Below are 21,508 nucleotides of genomic sequence, written 5' to 3' on the forward strand. Positions count from 1 at the left end.
CGGACAAATATAGCGTTTACGATATGAATTGACAATTATTTTTTTGAAGATTTGAAATACAAAAAATCCCACAAAACAATCATGTTTGCAGGATTTTAGTAAAAAAATATTACTTATTTCTTGTTTACACCTCTAAAAGTCCGTTTGTTTTTCTAACACCAGCAGCACTTTCCTGAAGCTTATTTTTCTCGGCATCAGTTAGTTCTATTTCAACTATTTCTTCAATCCCGTCATTTCCCAGAATAACCGGAGCACCAATACAAATATCTTTTAAACCGTATTCCCCATCCAACAAAGTAGAACATGGGAACATTTTTTTCTGATTGCATGCTATAGCCTGAACCAGCCCTGAAACTGCGGCCCCTGGGGCATACCAAGCACTTGTTCCTAGCAATTTGGTCAAGGTTGCACCGCCAACTTTAGTATCTTCTTTTACTTGCTCCAAACGTTCCTCAGATAAGAACTTACTTACCGGAACACTATTTCTTGTAGCCAAGCGTGTTAAAGGAAGCATGCCTGTGTCGCTATGTCCTCCAATTACCATTCCGTCCACATCAGAAATAGGTGCCCCCAAGGCTTCTGCCAAACGGTATTTAAAGCGAGCACTGTCTAAAGCACCGCCCATGCCTATAATTTTATTTTTAGGAAGTCCAGTAGTTTTATGCACCAAGTAAGTCATAGTGTCCATTGGGTTACTCACCACAATAATAGTTACATTGGGAGAATGCTTAATAAGGTTGCTTGATACATCTTTAACGATACCGGCATTGATTCCGATAAGTTCCTCACGTGTCATTCCCGGCTTGCGTGGAATACCGCTTGTAATTACTGCAATATCAGAATGGGCTGTTTTGGCATAATCCCCAGTGGTTCCTGTAATTTTAGTATCAAAACCGTTCAGGGAGGCTGTCTGCATTAAATCCATGGCCTTACCTTCGGCATAACCTTCCTTGATATCTACCAAAACAACTTCTGAGGCAAAATTCTTGATAGCTATATACTCTGCGCAACTTGCACCAACGGCTCCTGCCCCTACAACTGTAACTTTCATATTATATATTATTTTAATTTAAACGTTTGTTATACAAAGACACAAAGCTACTAATTTTAACACAATCAGTAGCTTTGAAAATTATTAAATATGTTATAAAACTAATTTATATTATCAGTTATAATCAAAAATATACAATGAATTTCCTTGAATGTAATAAACCCGTTTTTTCTACTTTGTTCATACGGTACATCGGTTTGTTATTTTCGATAGAGAAATCAACTTCATCATAACAATCATCTTCTCCAAAACCGTCTAGATATTCGAACCCGATAGTTTGCGGCTTTCTCAATAATTTTTACTTCTCCAGACTATCTTTTTCAAAGGTTTCCCGAAGTTGATATTTAATTTTTTCCTTATCGCCAACAACAATCAATGTCATGCCTTCGGGTTTAATGTATTTTTTGGTCATTTCCGTTATTTGCTCCGGTGTTAATTCCATAATATTTTTAACCTTATTCTCTAGCCAGGATTCTGGCAATTCATGCAAGTCCAAAAAACTCAATTGATTAACAATTCCACTTGGCGTTGAGTTTTGCAGTACAAATACGCCCGATACGTAATTTTTAATTCCGCTAAGCTCTTCTTTGGAAGGGATGGAATCCTGTAGTTTATAAATCTCCTTTTTTATTTCCTCTATTGATGCCCCGGTATATTGCGAAGTTACATCGGCAGACTCATACCAAACTCCAGTTTTATAATTGCTTTGAAGGTTGCTATATGGGGAATAGGTATATCCTTTATCTTCCCTGATATTGCTTGTAATCCTAGAACCGAAAGAACCGCCCAATAAGGAGTTGGTTATGCTCAATGCCAAATAGTCGGGGTTCGAAGGGTCTATGGTTGGTAGCCCATACATTATGGTAGATTGCGGCGCCCCCGGACGATCGATGATTTTCACTTCATGCTTGGTTACGGGAGTAGCCTGCGGATACTGAACCTCAGGTCCCTCTTTCCAGACGGCAAAGGTTTCCTTCACCGCTTTTTCAACTTCCGATGCATCAAACTTCCCCACAACATAAACAACTGTTCGTTTGGCCCCAAAATTTGCTTTGTAAAACTGTTTAATATTATCAATGGTATAAGAATCTATCATTTCCTCCGTAGGATATATATTCCCGTACGGGTGATTCGGGTATATGGCCGCATAGAAATCTTTACTGACCTGTGCCTGTGGCCGTGACAAACGAATGGTCAAGCTACGCTTCATATCGTTTTTTAACCGATCCAGATCTGATGTCGGCCATTTTGGATGCATCAATACGTCGGCCATGGTGAAAATTGCCTTTCCTGCATATTCCGAAAGCACATTTGTATTAAGCGTTGTAGCGTGACTGTTTACATATATATTAAGATTTCCGCCCATGGAGGCCATTGTATTGGAAATACTTTTGGCATCACTGGTTTCACTTCCTTCTTCCATTAAATCGGCCAATAAATCCGACAACCATACCTGATTTTCCTTTTCATGAATATTTCCGGTCTTTATCCGTATGTTAATGGTTGCCTTTGGAATTGCCCCATAAGGCACCATTACTAATTCCAATCCATTCTCAAGGCTTATGGTTTGTTTTTCGGGCAATTTAAAATCTTTTGGTTTCCCACCTTTTGGTGGAAGTTCTTTTTCCTGTGCAGTTGCATTTAACACAAATACAATTGCCATGATATATAGAATGATGTTTTTCATTTGATGTATTTTTATCGTTTTTATTGGATACATTTAACCCTTCAATAATTAAAAGAGGCTTTTCATATAAAATGAAAGCGACCGTTTTAATCCTTTCGATTTTATTTCTCCATGTTTTTATCGTTTTCCAACAATGGATTAACCTCCAGAACCGTCCTATTGGTAGCCCTTAAATAATTATCAATTGTTTTATTAATAATCTCAGGGGTAACTTTCTTGAATTCATCCTCCAAAGTATTTATACGGTTAGGATTGTCGTCGAATAAGGCAAAACTACACAGCATATCTGCCCTACCCAATCCAAACGTCCCTCCTAAATCATCATAGAGGCTGGAACGCATTTTTACAAGCGCAGCATTTAATGTTTTTTTATCAATACTGGATTTTAGGTTTATCATCACCGAATCTACTGCCGACATTACATCTTCTTTAGAAGTTTCCTTATCATAAGTAAAATCAAACATCCACACCATGGGGCCTTTGTAATTAAACATGTTTCCCAAATAATTTATCCCACCGGAAATCCCTGAAGTATAGCCTTTTTCGCTCACTAACTTCTGCCTTAATAAAGCGTTGTCGCCCTGTACCAATATCTGGTCTAGCAAGCCCATGGCATAATATTCTGAAGAATTTCGCTTTGGCATCTTATACGCAACCGCAATGGCAGGCTTATTGGCAAGGGAATCATTTTTAACAAATTCTTTTTCTTCGGTTTGTTTTGGCTCGGAAATATCGGGATGCTCTGGTAATTCAACCGGAGGGATTCCTCCAAAATATTTTTGCATCCAGTTTTTGGCCTCGTCAATGTTAAAATCGCCCACAACGGCCAACGCAGCATTATTTGGCGCATAATATGTTTTAAAGAAGCTTTGTACGTCCTCCAGGTTGGCCGCATCCAAATCTTCCAAATCGCCGTAAAAGTTATGGGCATTATACCAATTTTCATTTGCATATTGAGGCATATCCAACCAAGGGAATCCCCCATACGGCTGGTTAAGTACATTTACTTTTACTTCGTTCTTAACTACCCCCTGTTGATTGGTTAAATTGTCCTGCGTAATTGCCAATCCCTTCATTCGGTCTGCCTCTGCCCATAACATGGTTTCCAATTTATTGGCCGGGACAATCTCAAAATAATTGGTAAAATCAAATCGGGTGGAACCATTTAGGACCCCTCCGTTTTTTTGCACCAAATTAATGAATTCCATTTTGCCAAGATTTTGAGAACCTTGGAACATCATATGCTCAAACAAATGGGCAAAACCGGTCCTGTTTTTGGGTTCGATCCTAAAACCGATATTGTAATAAACAGCTATAATGGCCGTAGGTGCCGTTTTGTCTTGAGAAAGAATAACTTTTAGCCCATTATCCAACTTATAATACTCAACAGGCACTTTGTATGTCGTTGAGGAAGTTTGGTCTTTTGTACCTGCATCTTTTTTGCATGCAATAAAAAACAAGCACAACAAAATGATAAGTCTTAATTTCATATAAAATTATTTTAGTTTAGCGCTGATGGTCAAAACTAAAATACAAAAAAATCCTATACCCAATCATTTTCAGTAAATTAACCAATCACCTATACTTTTTATAAGCTTCAGTTTTAATCAAAAAAGACCGCCTAAAAAAGACGGTCTCGTTTTTAACTGATATTTTTAAAAAATTTTATGCGTCAATATTGGCATAGACTGCATTCTTTTCTATAAATTCTCTTCGTGGCGGCACTTCATCACCCATTAGCATGGAGAAAATCCTATCGGCCTCGCTACCACTGTCGATGGTTACCTGCCTCAATGTTCTAAACTCAGGGTTCATGGTAGTATCCCATAATTGTTCTGCATTCATTTCTCCAAGACCTTTGTAACGTTGAACGTTTACGCTGCCACCGTATTCTTCGGTTAATTTATCGCGTTCTTTATCGTTCCAAGCATATGCTTTTTTGTTTCCTTTTTTAATAAGGTACAAAGGGGGTGTGGCAATATATACATAACCATTTTCAATAAGTTCGCGCATATATCTAAAGAAAAAAGTCAATATAAGTGTCGCAATGTGGGATCCATCTACATCGGCATCACACATAATCACTATTTTATGGTAGCGTAGTTTTTCAAGGTTTAGTGCCTTGCTGTCTTCTTCGGTACCTATTGTCACGCCAAAAGCGGTAAAGATATTTCGGATTTCCTCATTCTCAAATACCTTATGCTGCATGGCCTTTTCCACGTTAAGGATTTTACCGCGAAGCGGAAGAATTGCCTGAAAATTCCTATCACGCCCTTGTTTGGCGGTCCCACCTGCCGAGTCACCCTCCACAAGAAAGATTTCGCATTTTTGTGGATCCTGCTCGGAGCAGTCTGATAGTTTCCCGGGAAGTCCACCACCGCTCATTACAGTTTTTCGCTGTACCATTTCACGCGCCTTCCGTGCTGCATGCCGGGCCTGAGCTGCAAGTATTACTTTTTGTACAATAGATCTGGCATCGTCTGGATGTTCTTCTAAGTAGATTTCCAACATTTCTGAAACCGCCTGCGAAACCGCAGAAGTTACGTCCCTATTGCCTAGTTTTGTTTTGGTCTGCCCTTCAAATTGAGGCTCGGCTACTTTTACCGAAACAATTGCCGTTAATCCTTCACGGAAGTCATCTCCTGCAATCTCAAACTTCAATTTATCCAGCATTCCCGAAGCATCGGCATATTTTTTCAATGTAGTTGTTAGCCCGCGCCTAAATCCGGATAAATGCGTTCCTCCTTCGTGTGTATTGATGTTGTTTACATACGAGTGTAAATTTTCATTAAAAGAAGTATTATATACCATGGCAACCTCTACCGGAATATCGTTCTTTTCGCCTTCCATGGAAATCACATCTGCAATTAGCGGTTCGCGGTTACCGTCCAAAAACCTAACAAATTCCTTTAATCCTTCTTCCGAATAGAATTTTTCAAAAACAAATTCCCCTTTTTCGTCTTTATGACGTTTATCGGTAAGGGTAATGGTAATTCCTTTATTTAAGAATGACAGCTCGCGCATTCGGCTGGCCAAGGTATCGTAATTATATTCAAGCGTCTGCTGAAAAATGGTAGGGTCTGGTTTGAAGGTAACCAAAGTACCTCTTAAATCGGTCTCGCCAACGGTTTTTACCGGATATAAAGTTTTTCCCCGTTCGTATTCCTGTTCCCAAATTTTACCGTCGCGGTAAACGGTGGCTTTCAAACTTTCGGAAAGTGCATTTACACAAGATACACCAACTCCGTGAAGCCCTCCGGAAACTTTATAAGAATCCTTGTCAAATTTACCTCCGGCTCCAATTTTGGTCATTACCACTTCGAGTGCCGAAATACCTTCTTTTTTATGAAGGTCAACAGGAATACCCCGGCCGTTATCTTCAACGGTGATGGAATTATCTTCGTTTATTACCACACGGATGGTATCGCAATGACCGGCCAATGCTTCGTCAATAGAGTTATCCACCACCTCGTACACCAAGTGGTGAAGCCCTCTTGTACCTACGTCCCCAATATACATGGACGGGCGCATACGAACGTGCTCCATCCCTTCCAGTGCCTGAATACTATCGGCCGAATAATTATGCTTTTTTGCTTCTTCGCTCATAAATTTTCCTTTCTAATTACACAAAAAGAGCGTAGGAAACCAGAATTTTATTATAGTTTCCGCTACCCTGAATGCTATTATTTTTTGGTATTATCAAACATAAAAAAATGCACTTTGGTGCATTCGTTGGAATACCTACAAATATACGAAAATTAGAGCTGTTTTAAAAGCCTTGAGCTTATTTGGGCATAAAATTATCAACAATTGTTAATTACTCTAAAAGTTCGTTAGAACTGCTAAAAACGTCCTTAAAATTGATTTCGGTGATTTTTAACATTTCCGAAGATGGTCAAAAAAAGAAAAATCCCGCATTCGCGGGATTTTGCCTCTACAAACTAAGATTATTTAGTGAAAAAATGTAACTCCTTATTTTTCATAGGCATCTGTATGCACCTTTGCCACTGCTCTTCCAGAAGGGTCGTTCATGTTTTTAAATGCCTCGTCCCATTCTAAGGCAATTTGTGTACTACATGCCACCGATGCTTCTTGCGGAACACAAAGTGCAGCTGCATCCGAAGGGAAATGCTCCTCAAAGACAGAACGGTAGTAAAATTCTTCTTTTGAAGTAGGTGTCTGTAACGGGAACCTAAACTTGGCGTTTGCCAATTGCTCGTCGCTTACCTCTTGGTTTACCATCTCTTTTAAAGTGTCTATCCAACTATACCCGACACCGTCGGAAAATTGCTCTTTTTGCCGCCAAGCCACGCTTTCTGGCAAATACGACTCGAACGCCTTGCGTACCACCCATTTTTCCATGCGCTCGCCGTTGATCATTTTATCCTGTGGATTGATGCTCATGGCCACATCCATAAATTCTTTGTCCAGAAACGGTACACGGCCCTCGATTCCCCATGCGGCCAAAGATTTATTGGCGCGCAGGCAATCGTACATATGCAATTTGCTTAATTTGCGTACGGTTTCTTCGTGAAATTCTTTTGCATTGGGCGCTTTATGGAAGTACAAATACCCGCCAAACAACTCGTCTGCACCTTCTCCGGAAAGCACCATCTTTATCCCCATGGATTTGATCACCCTTGCCATTAAATACATGGGTGTCGAGGCCCTAATTGTGGTTATATCGTATGTTTCCAGGTTATAAACAACATCTTTGATGGCATCCAGCCCTTCTTGGATAGTAAATTTTATTTCGTGATGAACCGTCCCGATATGATCGGCTACTTTTTGTGCCGCCGCTAAATCGGGCGAGCCTTCCAATCCTACTGAAAACGAGTGCAAACGTGGCCACCAGGCTTCAGAGGCATCGTCTGATTCGATACGTTTTTCGGCATATTTTTTTGCAATGGCCGAAGTAACCGAAGAATCCAACCCACCAGACAACAACACGCCATAAGGAACGTCTGACATTAATTGCCTGTGCACGGCGGCCTCAAGGGCTTCTTTAATTTTTTGAATACTGGTCTCGTTATCTTTTACGGCATCATATTCTGTCCAGTCCCTTACGTACCATTTTTTAAACTCCCCGTCTGAGCTGTGCAAATAATGCCCCGGAGGAAAGAGTTGAATTTTGGTACAAACGCCTTCCAAAGCCTTTAGTTCGGAAGCTACATAAAAGGTTCCGTTTTTATCCCAGCCTATGTATAAAGGAATAATCCCCATATGGTCTCTTGCCACAAAATACTCGTCTTTTTCGGTATCGTAGATTGCAAACCCGAAAATCCCGTTCATTTCATCTATAAAATCAGCTCCTTTTTCTTTATATAATGCCAAGATTACCTCGCAATCGGATTCTGTTTTAAAGGTATATTTTCCCTCAAACTGCTTGCGCAACTCACGGTGATTGTATATTTCTCCATTTGCAGCTAAAATAAGTTTTCCGTCTTCACTCAACAAAGGTTGTTTTCCCGATGCCGGGTCTACAATGGCCAAACGCTCGTGTGCCAAGATGGCTTTATTATCACTATAAATCCCGCTCCAATCGGGGCCTCTATGACGGACCCTTTTTGACATTTCCAATAACTGAGGCCTTAAGTCTTCGGCCTTTTCCTTTAAATCGAATGCACATACAATTCCACACATATCTATATATTTTATATACCATCTAATAATTGATAAGGCAAATATGCATTATAAGTTTTAATTTAAAAACAAAAAGATTAATATTGGTTTTAATTTAAAACAAATATTAATCTTTTTACTGCAAATACAAAAGACAATATATTTTTTTTATATTATTGACTAATAAAATGTAAGTTCTAGATCTTTTTTCATACTATTAAACGTAAGTTTAATATCTACAAATAAATACATAACTATTAATAATTAAACAGACCATTATGAAAAAGACCCTCGTTGCAATGCTTTTTGTAGCTGCACTTTCGTTTGGAACACAAGTACAAGCCCAAAAATTTAGCGGATTGGACAAAAGTCCGGCAGACATTGCTTATTACCGACCAGAAAAAAATGCCGCCCCGCTCATCAAGGTTATCTATAGCCGGCCTCAACTTAAAGACCGTGTTGTTGGCATAGACCTGGCCCCTTACGGCGAAGTATGGAGGACCGGTGCCAATGAGGCTACCGAGATTAAGTTGTACCAAGATGTGTCTTTTGGCGGAAAGCCAATTGAAGCTGGCACTTATAGCTTGTTTACCATTCCCGGAAAAGACGAATGGACTATTATTATCAATAAAGATACCGATGTTTGGGGTGCTTTTAGTTATAATGAGTCGAACGATGTGGCCAGGATTAACGTGCCTGCCAAAACCGACAGCAAGTCTTTGGAGTCATTTTCAATTATTTTTGCACCTATTGATGGCGGTGCCAATATGATTATGGGATGGGACAAGGCTCGTGTAGAAGTTCCTTTTACATATGCCTATTAAAAACTAATTTAAAAAAAGACAAAAGCGAAGCCGGTTTATACCCGCTTCGCTTTTTGTTTATACCTATTATTTCATTTGTTTACCTCCCACAAAGGTATAGGTTGCTTTCATGTCGGGTATTTGTTCTACCGGGACTGTCATTATATCTTTATCGAGCACTACAAAATCGGCCCATTTGCCTTTTTCAATACTGCCCTTTTCTTTTTCTTCAAAATTTGAATAGGCTGCCCAGATGGTCATCCCTTTTAAGGTTTCTTCCCTGCTCAATGCATCTTTTGTTTGGAACCCGTTTTGGGGAAATCCTTTAACATCTTTTCTGGCAACGGCGGCATAGAAAGTTAAAAACGGACTTACATACTCCACGGGAAAGTCGGTACCCAATGCTATTACCCCTGCCTTGTCCAGCAATGTTTTGTATGCATAGGCACCCTTTATACGTTTTGGCCCCACGCGGTCTTCAGCCCAATACATATCGCTCGTGGCATGAGTGGGCTGTACTGACGGAATTATGTTGTTGGAAAAGTAATGAAAGTCCTTTACATCTACAATTTGGGCGTGTTCTACTTTCCAACGCCTATCTTTTTGATCTTTTAATGCCTTTTCGTAAGCGCGCAAAACAACCACATTTGCCGAATCACCAATGGCATGGGTATTTAACTGATAATCTGTTTTGGCCAGACGTTCTGCCAAGCTGTATATTTGGTCTACGGGTGTTACCATGGCGCCAAAATGGCCGTGCTTGTCTGTGTAAGGTGCCTTTAATGCCGCTCCGCGCGACCCCAAAGCTCCATCGGCATAGGCTTTTACCGAACGTACATCGAGCTTGTCGGTTTTAAGTATGCCCCGCTCTAAAAAATAATTTACACTTTCGGGTGTATTGCTTACCATGGCGTATATGCGCATATCCAGTTTTCCTGTTTTTTGTAAACTATCAATTAGAAGAATGGTTTGTTTGCTCAAACCTGCATCATTTACGGTAGTTAATCCATAGTCGAAGCAAACTTTTTGGGCATCGGTTAGTGCATTTGTCGCTGTTTCCGCGGTAATAGCCGGCATAACCTTATCTATTAGTCCCATGGGATTGTCTACCAAAACTCCTGTAGGCTCTCCGTTTTTTATGATTATCTCTCCGCCATCTATTTTTGTTTCTGAAGTAATCCCGGCCAAATCCAGTGCTTTTTGGTTTACTAGATATGCATGCCCGTCTATACGGGACAAAACTACGGGCGTATCGGGGAAGAGCGAATCCAGGGCATCTTTTGTTGGGAATTCTTTTACCTCCCAATCGTTTTGGTCCCAGCCCCCGCCCTGGATAAAGCTGGCTTGTCTTTCTTTTTGAAAGGCTACAACTCGCCCTAAAACTTCTTTATAACTGGACGTGCCTACCAAATCTACCTTTTGCTTGTTAAGTCCGAGTGCGAAAAAATGACAATGAGCATCTATAAAACCGGGATATACGGGCTTACCTTCAAGGTCTATTACCTTTTTGGCTTCATAAGTACTTGTTATGGATTGAGAGCTTCCTATTTCAATAAATTTTTCATCCTTAACGGCAAAAGCTTCTGCTTTACTCATGTTTTTATCAACGGTATATACCTTGGCATTTACTACTATTAAATCTACTTTTTGCTTACTAGCACAAGAAATGCACATGGTTAATAAGAAGGTCGTGGCTATACCAGCTATGACTTTTCCCTGTATTTTCATTGTATTGGTTTTTAGAATTAGCATTACCAAATATAATTCAAAAAATAGTAGGAGAAGGTTTTAGGTTTCAGGTTTCGTGCCGTTATGCTGTTTCACTGTTATGATGTTATGTAGCTGAGAGTTGGGGGTTTAGAACTGTATGTCCCTAACAACCAATAACAGTTAACCATCTCCCTAACCCCTTTTCCCTGTTTACTATAAACAATTGTATATGGAATACTGCCGTAAAAACAAATCAGAAAAAAGAAAAGTCGAGTTCTAAACATATAACCTAACTTTGTACTGTCAACATGTGTTTTAATGAGGCCAACTATTGTTCAATTTTTTAAAAGCTACAACTTTACCAAGGGCTTATTAATAAGCTGTGCCGCCTTTAGCGCCATTGCCATTTGCTATTTCTTTTTAAATATGACCATTGGCGCGGGTGCAGCCCTGGGGGTTCTTTTAATTTCTGCCAGTGATATACCGGGCAACAAAAAACATCATTTAAACGGAATGCTTATATCGCTTTTGTTGGCAATAACGAGCTTTATTATAATTCATTATACCATGCCCCATGTATACTTGCTCGTTATTTCCCTTGCAGTGCTGGTCTTTATCAATTCTTATATATCGGTTTATGGTTTTAGGGCTTCTTTAGTTGCCTTTTCCGGCCTGTTGGCGATTTCATTGAGTTTTGCACATCCGCTTTCGGGCATGGACATATGGTACAATGCCCTCTATATAATAGGGGGCGGGATGTGGTACCTGCTTTTGTCTCAGCTTGTTGGAAAATTGCGGACACAACAATATAGCGACCAGCTCTTGACCGAATGTATGGAGCTTACCTCTTCTTATCTTAAAACAAGGGTTGCATCTATAGCGGCAAAAAACAGGGAAAATGCCCTAAACAAGCAACTGGCACTACAAAACGAGATTAATGAAAAACACGAAACCCTGCGTGCCATTTTACTGCACCAACGGCAACGCTCGGGCGGGATGTATTCTAAAAGAAAGCAATTAATGCTCTTTATAGAGTTGATAGATATTCATGAATTTGCCGTTGCCAACCCGCTCCACTATAAAAAATACGACATGGGAAGCCAAGGTTTTAAAAAGGCCGTAGATGAAATAGCCATTGCCATGAACGCCATTGCCAACAGACTGCAAATACTGTCCAACCGCAACCTACATCAGCAAAAAGGCATGGCGCCCATGAGCATCAACGAGCTTATTGTCAACTGTAAAATGGCCATAGAAAAGTTTAAACAGGAAGTAGACGTAAAAAGATACCGGGAGGAGATTTTACAATTGAGGAACCTGCTTGACTATACCGAAAAACAGCATCAAAAGGTAACTATAATTAAACGTATTTTAACGGGGACGCTTACTGACGAAATTTCGGAAAGGCTTAAAAACAGGGACCGCCTTAAATTTATAACCCCCCAGGACTACAGTCCTAAATTATTGTTGGAGAACCTCACGTTAAAATCGCCCATATTTAAACATTCCCTGCGGCTGGTGGTTACAGTTTTGGCAGGATACCTTATAGGTACTTTCTTCTCGCTCCAAAATGCTTATTGGATCATATTGACCATTATAGTAATAATGAGGCCGGGCTATGTGCTTACCAAAGACCGATCGCAGCAGCGTATTATAGGCACCCTTATTGGCGGTGCCATTGCCGTGGGCATTGTTTTGCTTACCAACAACATATTTGTTTACATGGGCATTACCTTTGTTGCCATGACACTTGCCTTTACGTTTGTACAACAAAACTATAAGGCATCGGCGGTTTTTATTACACTTACCATTGTTTTTGTATATGCCATGTTATCGCCCAATACTCTGGGAATTATTCAATTTAGGGTAGTAGACACCTTAGTGGGGGCCATCTTGGCGAGTGTTGCCAATTTATTGTTATGGCCTACTTGGGAAAAAGAGAGCATACAAAGCTTAATCATGGAAGCTATTGCAACCAACAAGGCTTATTTAGAAGAAGCAAAGGCTTTTTATCACGATAAAACAGAGTTAAAGACTTCTTACAAACTTTCACGGAAGCAAACTTTTATTGCCATAGGAAACCTACATGCGGGTTTTCAACGGATGACGCAAGAACCCAAATGGCAGCAGCAAAACCTGAACAGGTTGTACGAAATAGTGGTAACACTAAACTCATTGCTCTCGGCCACGGCTTCAATGGGGACTTATATACAGATACATCATACTACCGATGCCTCTGAATATTTCGACGCGTACATGAATTCTATTATCGACAAGCTTACTTATTGCGAAGCCATTATCCATAAGAGGGACTTTACCCCACAAAACGAACCGGACCTCAACCAGGCAAAAAACCGCCTTGCGGAAATCTACAATAACCTTTCAGCACAAAGAAACGAGGAGATAGATGCTGGGCAACATGCCATCAAAGACGAACTTAGGGAGCAACTAAAGGAGGTCAGGATTATCTCGGAACAACTGGAGTGGCTCTATGCCCTTTGCCAAAACCTTCATGCGGGCATTAAAAAGTATATGGAAGGTTTATAGCTTCATATAAAATGCTTTAACAGCACTATTTTATTATTTTTATAACTGCTATACTGCTTATTTGCTTGGGTTGTATGCTTTGCTATCGCAAGTATTCCGGCCAACTTACGGAAGTGGTCTGCTACTGTATGATAAGACTGCTCGGAAGTTGAAATGACAGGTAAATAAGGTTCCACATCAATAGTTTAACCTACCAACGGAGGACAAATACCGGGATAAGTAACGAAAGTTTATGCCAGTTCTTGTTATATTTACTATATTCCAACCTTAAACCCATAAAGATCACCCATGAAAAAAACTTTTACGCTACTACTTACCATCCTTTTTTTACAATCTTGTGCCCTTGGAGGCGACGGGGAACAAATTGTATCGGTAGAAGATAGGTATACTTTGGCTGTCCCTTCGTTTTTAAGCAAAGCCAATGACCTAAACAATGATGCCTCGCTTCAATACATGAACGGTATCCGTGAATTTTATGTAGTTGTCATTGATGAGCCCAAGGATGGTTTGCAGCAACTACTAGATGAAAATGATTTATCCAGCATCTATAACAATGATATTGACAGTTATGCCGATATATCCCTGAATATACTTAGCAATAGTATTAACAGCCCTGTACAAGGCGAAGTGATGGATACTTTGATAAATAGCATGCCCGCAAGATTAACAACACTTAAGGGTGAAATTGATGGCATTGATGTTTTTTATTATATTGGTGCTTATGAGGGCATTAAGAATTATTACCAAGTACTGAGCTGGACCCTTGCCAGCCGGGAAAGTACTCATAAACAAAGAATGAATAAGGTGCTTTGCTCTTTAAAGGAAACACACCCGCGAAAAAAATATTAAGGGTTGAGTAAATAACATGTTCTAAAGGCTTTGCCATGCATGAAGAAAATGAGTACCTATGAAGAAATTCATTTCTGTGAAGGAGCTTATCGAAGTTTATATAACAATATGTATTCTATACAACCCTTCGACAAGCTCCTTTATGTTTTTATTTTTTTAAACTCTTTGGTCTATGTGTTTTACAAATCGAACTTATAGGCGGCCCCGGCCAGTATCTGGAAGCCTTGTACGGGGTAAAACACCAAGCGGCTGTATTGGTTGTTGGCAATATTATTGGCCTTGATAAAGGCCGACCATTGGTTGGTGATATCGTAGCCTATGTTGGCATTGATGTCGAAATAACCGTCCAAGCTTACCGTTTCGGGATCTAAAAGGATGGGCGAGTCTATCCTGTCGTGCCTTTCCCCGACATAGAAGAGGTGTGCCCCGGCAGACCATTTCCCGTACTTATAATTTGCAAACAATGCCCCTTGAATGGTTGGCAGGTTCCAGGCTTCTTCTTCGTTATCGGTAGAATAATCAATAAACTCTGCATTGGCGCCCAAAGAAAAGTTTCGGTTTATATCGGCGTTTACCTCCCCGTATACGGAAATTGTGGTAACATCGTCGTAAACCACTCCAAAGGAATTTCCATAGGCATAGCCTTCGTTGTTAACAATCTGGCTGTCCTGTCCGGTGTATATAGAATTGGACTTGTATATGTATTTGTTGTTTTCTACAATGTACGAGCCCTTTAGGTTGTACCCCACGTTTGGCAAAAAGCGGCCTTTAATCCCGGCAAAGGCATTGTATTGCTGGTCGGTTGGCATGATGTTCAACGTTGGGGAAACGTATGGGTTTTCTTGTGCAAATTGGTAATAGGAGTTTTGCTGCAAACTACCGTCTACCCCACCGTATGCGGTAACAAATTCATCTACAATATCATAGGACACATCTACATTGGGGTAGAAAAAGAAATCGCCATCGCTGTTTTCCAAATCTTGGTTGTATACAATAGAAGCCCCCAGGTTAAGCGTAAGTCCATCGTTTAAAATCTGTATGCTTGGCTTGACGCCCGCAAAGAGGTTGCTGTAGTTAATATCGGTATTGGCGTTTCCATAAATCCTGTCAAAGCTTCCGCCAACATAATCTACGGCAACATCCAGGTTCACCAGCTCCTCTCCTACCGGAAACTGAAATTTAGGCTTTAGCACCGCCCTGTTTTCTCCTGAGCTGTATGCATCCCAAAAGCGCCTGTAATAAACTTCGCCCCCGGTAAAATAAGATTCTTCGAACTCTAGGTTACCACCAACAAAACCGGTATAGTAGCTTTGCTTCTCGTCTATGCTGCCTATTACGGCATCACTGTATACACCTTCGGGAAGTCCGTACCAATTGTATATTTGATGTTGGAACCCACCGTTAAGCCCCCAGCTCATGTACCGGTCTCTTTTTCTGTAATAGGCCTCTAAAGAGGTATTGAAAAATTTATCGTCCAACACCACATTGTCTATCCCGCCTTGAGAGGAATGATGATTGAGCATAATGTCCAGGCTTTCGTCCCTGCTAAAATCGCGGCTTGTATAAAAGTCCAGCATAGCCGTATTGTAGTTGCCCAGGCCCAAGGACAGGTACGAGTTGTACAGACGTTCCTTGGCAGCCTTTTTTAGTCCTGTTGCTTTTCCCTTTGCAGGCGTGAAGGTCGAGGCTACGGGCACCGAAAAGATATTGTATTCTATATTTTTTCTTGTGGTGGTAATGGAATCGTTTAACGAAGGGGTTTCCTGAATTTTATTGGCATCGGAAATAGTGGGCGTGTATGGTTTTACTACGTTTACAACCTCTGTGCCTATGCCCTCTTCTTCTTTTTCTTTGTTCTTGTCTTTTTCCTGTGCCCATAAAACAGAGCTTCCGGAAATAAACAATAAGGCCGTTATATATAAATTCTTGCGCATGGTATATCGTGCTATTTTATCTTCTGTGCTTTTTAAATTGAATGTCATAAAACTATGGTTAGTTTTGGTTTGGATTGATTGAAGAATTGCGTTGCGCCTCTTTGGTTTTAATAAGGGAAAGCTCTTTTTTGGCATCTTCAACTACCTCCGGATACTGCGAAAAATTATCAATTACATTTTGTAAGATATAAGTGGCCTGAAAGGCATCGTCCATGGCGAAAAAGTTTTTTGCCATTACAATAAGGCCTTTTGCCCCGGTTTCTTTGTATGTCGAATAATCTTTGGCCAATTTTTGTGCCGATGCATTTGAGGCTTCATAATTGCCTTCTTTATTTTTAAAATAAGCATTGTAATACAGGGCTTCGGCAGCCAATTCTCCTGTAGCTATTTTTTGTACTTCGGCATAGGCACTTTTTGCCTTTGCCTCGTCTCCCGTTGCAATTGCAGCACGTGCAATCATTACATAGGCATCACTTTTAATACGGTCGTCTACTTTTGTTGTGTTTAAAACTTTCTCGGCATAGGTAATGGTCTGCGGATAGTTTTTTTGCTCGTAGCTAGCTTTCATGATATTGGACTGCGCAAAGATGATGTTCTGTTGAAAATCTGCTCCCTGCTCAAGTATCTTTAATACTTCTATGGCCTTGTTGTAATTTTTGTTCTGCATGTACATTTCGCCTGTTTTCACATAGGCTTCTTCAGAAAATTCGTTACGTTTTTCGTTTACTATGTATTCGTAATGCGGCAGTGCTTTTTCTTTATTTCCTTCTTTGTAATACAATTCACCTAAATAAAAATGGGCCTTTAAGGCGTTGGAACCTTGCGGGAACTCATTGAGGTACCCCTCAAAGCCCTTAATGGCCGCATTGGATTTGTTTTGGATGTATTGCCGTTCGGCCGACTCGAAGGAGGCGCTTTCCAACTCTGTATCGGTTACGTTTACAAAGCCTAAACCTTTAACCCATGAGGCATATTCGCCCACGCGGCCCTCGTCTACATATACTTGTTTTGCAGTTGCCACTGCCTGAACGGCTTCTGGTGTATTTGGATAAGCGCTTACAACCGACTTGAATTTGGACAAGGCCTTTTCGTTGGCGCCATTGTTGTAGTATACCAAGCCTTCTTTTAGCATGGCTTTGGGCACAAAGGAGCTCATTCGGTATTCTGAGGCCAGTTTTCCATAGGCTTCTATACCTTTATCGGTCTGGTTGTTGTTTATGTAGGTGTTCCCCAGCTCGTAATACGCATCGTCTCTTAAGGTTGAGTTGGGGAAACGGTTGATGAACGATTCCAGTTCGGTTATTTTCTTTTCCTGCCTGTCAACAAAGCCGTAGCTAATCGCCTTTTGGAAATGTGCGTAATCGGCATCGTCCCCACCCAGTTCTATGGCTTTATTGTATGCTTCCATGGCCGGCCAGTATTGACTGCTTGCAAATTGGCTGTCTGCCAACCTCAGGTAACTGTCTTTTATATGCGCATTGTCTTTTTGCTGGTTTCCATCTACATATGCTTTAAAATAAGTAGCGGCTTCGGCATATTCCTTTTGTTTAAAATAAGCGTAGGCCAAATCGTAATTCATATTTTTATATTCTGGCGTCTGTGAAGCCATTGTATTTTGATTGAATTGCTTAAAACCTATTACAGCTTCACTATAATTATCCATTAAATAATCAACCTCGGCATTCCAGTACGTAGCCCTTGCCGTGAACAGCAAGTCTTGCTGCTCTTTGGCAGATTTATTAAAGTATTCTTTCGCTTCTGCGTATTTACCTTCGTTAAAAAGTTCCAGTCCACGGTAAAAGGCAACTTTTTGATACGTTGTTTTTGTACTGTAATTTTTGTTCTTTTCCAACAAATCCAGAGCGGCATCGTAATTTTTGGAAGTAATGTACGAATCTACCAAAAGTTCTTGGATCTCTTGGGTGTTCTCACTGTTGGGATATGCTTTTAAATAGTTGGTAAGCACCAAAGGCGCGCTTTGGTAGGGGTTTCCTATTTCGTAGCTTAAACGTGCATAATTGAGGAAGGCATCTTTTTTAATTTGCTCGTCGAAAGGCATGTCCGAAGCATTTCTAAAGGCGTTTAATGCTTGTTGTTTCTTGTTGGTCTTTAAGTAACATTCTCCCAAATGGTAATATGCGTTCTGTGCTACGGAATTGTTCCCTTCTACTATTTTATTGAACTGCCCAATGGCCGATTCGTAATCTCCTTGTTTATAATAAGCATATCCAAGCTGATAAAAATCGGTATTGTTCCATTTTCCTCCTTTTCCTTTGTATTCTTTTAAATAAGGAATGGCGGCTTGGTATTCTTTTTTGTTGAAATAACTTTCGCCTATTATTTTATTGAGTTCGGAAAGCTCGTTCCTATCGGCATTTGGAAGCTGTTCTTTTGCCAGTTTAATGGCCTCGTCAAACTTCCCTAGCTTAAAGTTCATATCGGCCTGATAATACGAAAGGTTCTTGTTGAGCTCTTCGTTGCCCGAAACCTGATCGAAATATTGGTTTGCTTCATTGTAATCATCGCCTTGATAAGCCATGTAACCAATGTAATATTTGGCCTGCGAACCATATTCTTGAGAGGTGGACACCCTTTCCAAATATTCTTTTGCCGGCCCGTACTTCTTGGACACAAACAATGAATATCCTTTTTTAAAGTTGAATTCATCGCGTTCGGCATTGCTTAACGATTGGTCTTCGGCCATATCGTACCAATGTAACGCATTGGCATATTTTCCTTGGCTAAAATAATAGTCGGCCACATCCATAAATGCAGAACTGCGCTTGGTGGATGTTGGGTAGTTGGTAACAAAATCTTCCATTAACTTATCGGCCCCCAATTGGTTGGTCCTAATGGCTGCATTGGCAATATAATAAGCAGCATTTGCCTCTATTTCATTATCTGTGGTTGTTCTTTTTACATTTTGAAAAATAACTTGTGAGGCTTGGTATTGCTTTTTATTGTACAGGTCTAATGCTTTGTAATAATCTTTTTGACCGTATGTATAAATTTTGGATTGCTGACTGTAGGAAACTGCACTTCCCAACAGCAGCAACATAGTAAATCCTTTCTGTGTCAGATTCATAAAAAATTGGTTTGTTTCTAGTTTCAAAAATACATGAATGAACATATTAATAACGTGGTTTTTTTGTTATAATTATCCTAAAGCAATAATTTGTATTTTAGAAAAACATATAATAATTACCTTTACGGCTAGTTTTATAAAATAGTATGCTATTTAAATTATTGAAAATTTGTATACTGAATTTTCAATGCGGCCTGTTATAAAACATCAAAAACAAAAACAAATACGCACAACCAAATACAATGAGTGAAGTAATTCTAGAACTACGGGATGTTGCCATATACCAAAAAGAAAATTTGGTGTTAAGTGAAATAAATTTAAATATAAACAAAGGTGATTTTGTTTATTTAATAGGCAAGACCGGTAGCGGAAAAAGTAGTTTTATGAAAACCCTTTACGGAGATTTACCGCTTGTGCAAGGCTCGGGCGTTATTGTAGACTACGATTTGCGTACCTTAAAAGAAAAAGACATTCCTTTTTTACGGAGAAAGCTAGGTATTGTGTTCCAAGATTTTAAATTATTGCCCGACCGGACCATAAACGACAATCTTTTGTTTGTACTGAAAGCTACTGGATGGACCGACAAAGACAAAATAGCCGCCAAAATAGACGAAGTGCTTACCAAAGTGGGAATGGCCACCAAAGGATTTAAGTTCCCGCACCAATTATCGGGTGGCGAACAACAGCGGGTTGCCATTGCACGGTCTTTGCTTAACGACCCCGAGCTTATCCTGGCCGATGAGCCTACCGGAAACCTCGACCCACAAACCAGTGTGGAAGTAATGAAGGTGTTACAGGACATTAACAAAAACGGGCGTACCATTTTAATGGCCACGCACGATTATGCCCTCTTGCTAAAGTTTCCTTCTAAAACCCTAAAATGCGACGGCAGCAAAGTATTTGAAGTGGTACAGAAAAGTGTGTAGGTTTTTATTTGTAAGGCAGTCCGTTTAGGAAGTTCAACAAAAACAAATTACCTTTTATGCGACTAAATATTCATGAATGACTTTTTTACTTCCGCCTTATCAACAAATAATAAAAATTAACTCCAAGTATGGCGGCATTGGTAATAATAATGGGGATTGAAGGGAGCATTGCCCCATAAATTACAAAAAGTAGGCACCCTATGGAATTTACAATTCTTAGCCTTCTTATTTCTTTCATAAAAAAAGACAAAAGCACGCCTAAAGAAGCTGCATAGCCAATTAATTCGGTAATGGACGTATTAAAATATTCCATATAAGCTTTTTTAATTATTACATATTAAGCTACAATTCTTTGTCAAGATAATCATCAGTTTTTATAAAAAAGGTGATTATTTTTATAAAAAAGACAAAAAATATTGATTAATAATAACAATCCATTATTTTTACATCAAAAGATTTCTTTATCAGAAAAAACAATCCATGGAAGTTTTAGGAATAGATGTTGGGGCTTCTGGCATGAAAGGGGCCATTGTAGATATAAAAAAAGGGGTTTTACTTACTGAAAGATTCCGTATAGACACACCACGCCCGGCCACGCCGGAAGCAATGTCCAAAGTTATTAAAGCCATCGTGGACCATTTTAAATGGAACGGTCCTGTTGGATGCGGATTTCCATCGTCCATTAAAAACAGCATTGTGCTTACTTCAAGTAACTTGCACAGCAAATGGGTAGGGGTAAATGTTGATGAACTCTTTGAAAGCGTAACCGGACTGCCCTTTATTGTTGTAAATGACGCCGATGCGGCCGGTATTGCCGAAATTAATTTTGGTGCCGGAAAAGGGAAAAAAGGTTTTGTACTTACCATTACCGTAGGAACCGGTCTCGGGAGCGGTGCTTTTTTTAACGGAAACCTGATCCCTAACTTCGAACTTGGGCAGATGTACTATAAAAAATATAAGAATATTGAAGATTATGCCGCCAATTCCGTTCGGAAGAAAAAAGACATGAGTTTTAAAAAATGGGGAAAGCGGTTTAATAAATTCCTCGACCATGTGGAACTTATTGTATGTCCGGACTTATTTATTATTGGTGGTGGCGGCAGTAAATATTTTGACGAATATGAAAAATATTTAAAAGTAAAAACTCCTGTAATACAAGCTGAAACCCTTAATGAAGCTGGTATAATTGGTGCTGCTTATGCTGCTAAAGCATTGGCTTCGGTCAAGTTTTAAAAACAGTATCCTCCAAAAAAAACAAACACCCCAAAGATTTAAACTTTTGGGATGTTTTATA

Annotated in this window: 14 protein-coding genes; 5 read left to right on the top strand and 9 right to left on the bottom strand. The window is 39.8% G+C overall.

What is annotated here, in order from left to right; all coding sequences use genetic code 11:
- Positions 1 to 124: 124 nt before the first annotated feature.
- The 5 genes from UXI14_RS02560 to asnB all read right to left on the bottom strand — a co-directional run bounded on the left by UXI14_RS02560 (position 125) and on the right by asnB (position 8,381).
- Positions 125 to 1,051: a malate dehydrogenase gene (locus UXI14_RS02560; RefSeq protein WP_335964685.1), complete on the bottom strand. Its 927-nt coding sequence runs from the start codon at positions 1,049 to 1,051 to the stop codon at positions 125 to 127.
- 298 nt (positions 1,052 to 1,349) lie between these two features.
- Positions 1,350 to 2,738 (bottom strand): pitrilysin family protein, encoded by a 1,389-nt coding sequence (locus tag UXI14_RS02565; RefSeq protein ID WP_335964686.1) that lies wholly within the window; start codon positions 2,736 to 2,738, stop codon positions 1,350 to 1,352.
- Positions 2,739 to 2,839: 101 nt separating this feature from the next.
- A complete protein-coding gene (locus tag UXI14_RS02570) occupies positions 2,840 to 4,228 on the bottom strand; it encodes a pitrilysin family protein (protein ID WP_335964687.1) in 1,389 nt (462 codons plus the stop codon).
- Positions 4,229 to 4,403: 175 nt separating this feature from the next.
- The gene (gene gyrB, locus UXI14_RS02575; protein ID WP_277898165.1) at positions 4,404 to 6,344 is read right to left on the bottom strand and encodes a DNA topoisomerase (ATP-hydrolyzing) subunit B; all 1,941 of its coding nucleotides are present in this window, start codon (positions 6,342 to 6,344) and stop codon (positions 4,404 to 4,406) included.
- A gap of 366 nt (positions 6,345 to 6,710) precedes the next feature.
- A complete protein-coding gene (asnB, locus tag UXI14_RS02580; RefSeq protein ID WP_335964688.1) occupies positions 6,711 to 8,381 on the bottom strand; it encodes an asparagine synthase B in 1,671 nt (556 codons plus the stop codon).
- A gap of 257 nt (positions 8,382 to 8,638) precedes the next feature.
- On the opposite strand from asnB, the gene UXI14_RS02585 reads away from it, so the two are divergent.
- Positions 8,639 to 9,184 carry a DUF2911 domain-containing protein gene (locus UXI14_RS02585; RefSeq protein ID WP_335964689.1) on the top strand — a complete coding sequence of 182 codons (546 nt, stop codon included), beginning with the start codon at positions 8,639 to 8,641 and terminating at the stop codon, positions 9,182 to 9,184.
- A 66-nt stretch (positions 9,185 to 9,250) separates the two neighbouring features.
- Here the strand turns inward: UXI14_RS02585 and UXI14_RS02590 are convergent, their stop codons facing one another.
- Positions 9,251 to 10,837: an amidohydrolase gene (locus tag UXI14_RS02590; RefSeq protein WP_335964727.1), complete on the bottom strand. Its 1,587-nt coding sequence runs from the start codon at positions 10,835 to 10,837 to the stop codon at positions 9,251 to 9,253.
- A 354-nt stretch (positions 10,838 to 11,191) separates the two neighbouring features.
- Between UXI14_RS02590 and UXI14_RS02595 the strand changes: the two genes are divergently transcribed.
- Both UXI14_RS02595 and UXI14_RS02600 read left to right on the top strand, forming a co-directional pair.
- Positions 11,192 to 13,420, top strand: a complete 2,229-nt coding sequence (locus UXI14_RS02595; protein ID WP_335964690.1) for an FUSC family membrane protein — start codon at positions 11,192 to 11,194, stop codon at positions 13,418 to 13,420.
- A gap of 288 nt (positions 13,421 to 13,708) precedes the next feature.
- Positions 13,709 to 14,269, top strand: a complete 561-nt coding sequence (locus UXI14_RS02600; protein ID WP_335964691.1) for a hypothetical protein — start codon at positions 13,709 to 13,711, stop codon at positions 14,267 to 14,269.
- Between the two features lie 179 nt (positions 14,270 to 14,448).
- Here the strand turns inward: UXI14_RS02600 and UXI14_RS02605 are convergent, their stop codons facing one another.
- A complete protein-coding gene (locus UXI14_RS02605; protein ID WP_335964692.1) occupies positions 14,449 to 16,251 on the bottom strand; it encodes a TonB-dependent receptor in 1,803 nt (600 codons plus the stop codon).
- A 10-nt stretch (positions 16,252 to 16,261) separates the two neighbouring features.
- Positions 16,262 to 19,288, bottom strand: a complete 3,027-nt coding sequence (locus UXI14_RS02610; RefSeq protein WP_335964693.1) for a tetratricopeptide repeat protein — start codon at positions 19,286 to 19,288, stop codon at positions 16,262 to 16,264.
- A 242-nt stretch (positions 19,289 to 19,530) separates the two neighbouring features.
- Between UXI14_RS02610 and UXI14_RS02615 the strand changes: the two genes are divergently transcribed.
- Complete coding sequence (locus tag UXI14_RS02615) at positions 19,531 to 20,214, top strand: ATP-binding cassette domain-containing protein (RefSeq protein ID WP_277898158.1); 684 nt, start codon at positions 19,531 to 19,533, stop codon at positions 20,212 to 20,214.
- Between the two features lie 85 nt (positions 20,215 to 20,299).
- Here UXI14_RS02615 and UXI14_RS02620 read toward each other — a convergent pair whose 3' ends face one another.
- Positions 20,300 to 20,527, bottom strand: a complete 228-nt coding sequence (locus UXI14_RS02620; RefSeq protein ID WP_277898157.1) for a YgjV family protein — start codon at positions 20,525 to 20,527, stop codon at positions 20,300 to 20,302.
- A gap of 167 nt (positions 20,528 to 20,694) precedes the next feature.
- On the opposite strand from UXI14_RS02620, the gene UXI14_RS02625 reads away from it, so the two are divergent.
- Entirely contained in the window at positions 20,695 to 21,447 is a 753-nt protein-coding gene (locus tag UXI14_RS02625; RefSeq protein WP_335964694.1) for a polyphosphate--glucose phosphotransferase, read from the top strand.
- Positions 21,448 to 21,508 lie beyond the last annotated feature (61 nt).

It is taken from the genome of Galbibacter sp. PAP.153, from assembly GCF_037029175.1.
GTDB lineage: Bacteria > Bacteroidota > Bacteroidia > Flavobacteriales > Flavobacteriaceae > Galbibacter > Galbibacter pacificus.

Bases quoted from the DNA above. Each gene is read 5' to 3' on its own strand.
- asnB (WP_335964688.1), bottom strand. From the start codon at position 8,381: ATGTGTGGAATTGTATGTGCATTCGATTTAAAGGAAAAGGCCGAAGAC.
- UXI14_RS02605 (WP_335964692.1), bottom strand. From the start codon at position 16,251: ATGACATTCAATTTAAAAAGCACAGAAGATAAAATAGCACGATATACC.
- UXI14_RS02610 (WP_335964693.1), bottom strand. From the start codon at position 19,288: ATGAATCTGACACAGAAAGGATTTACTATGTTGCTGCTGTTGGGAAGT.
- UXI14_RS02625 (WP_335964694.1), top strand. From the start codon at position 20,695: ATGGAAGTTTTAGGAATAGATGTTGGGGCTTCTGGCATGAAAGGGGCC.
- UXI14_RS02585 (WP_335964689.1), top strand. From the start codon at position 8,639: ATGAAAAAGACCCTCGTTGCAATGCTTTTTGTAGCTGCACTTTCGTTT.
- UXI14_RS02560 (WP_335964685.1), bottom strand. From the start codon at position 1,051: ATGAAAGTTACAGTTGTAGGGGCAGGAGCCGTTGGTGCAAGTTGCGCA.
- UXI14_RS02620 (WP_277898157.1), bottom strand. From the start codon at position 20,527: ATGGAATATTTTAATACGTCCATTACCGAATTAATTGGCTATGCAGCT.
- UXI14_RS02595 (WP_335964690.1), top strand. From the start codon at position 11,192: ATGAGGCCAACTATTGTTCAATTTTTTAAAAGCTACAACTTTACCAAG.
- gyrB (WP_277898165.1), bottom strand. From the start codon at position 6,344: ATGAGCGAAGAAGCAAAAAAGCATAATTATTCGGCCGATAGTATTCAG.
- UXI14_RS02565 (WP_335964686.1), bottom strand. From the start codon at position 2,738: ATGAAAAACATCATTCTATATATCATGGCAATTGTATTTGTGTTAAAT.
- UXI14_RS02600 (WP_335964691.1), top strand. From the start codon at position 13,709: ATGAAAAAAACTTTTACGCTACTACTTACCATCCTTTTTTTACAATCT.
- UXI14_RS02590 (WP_335964727.1), bottom strand. From the start codon at position 10,837: ATGTGCATTTCTTGTGCTAGTAAGCAAAAAGTAGATTTAATAGTAGTA.
- UXI14_RS02570 (WP_335964687.1), bottom strand. From the start codon at position 4,228: ATGAAATTAAGACTTATCATTTTGTTGTGCTTGTTTTTTATTGCATGC.
- UXI14_RS02615 (WP_277898158.1), top strand. From the start codon at position 19,531: ATGAGTGAAGTAATTCTAGAACTACGGGATGTTGCCATATACCAAAAA.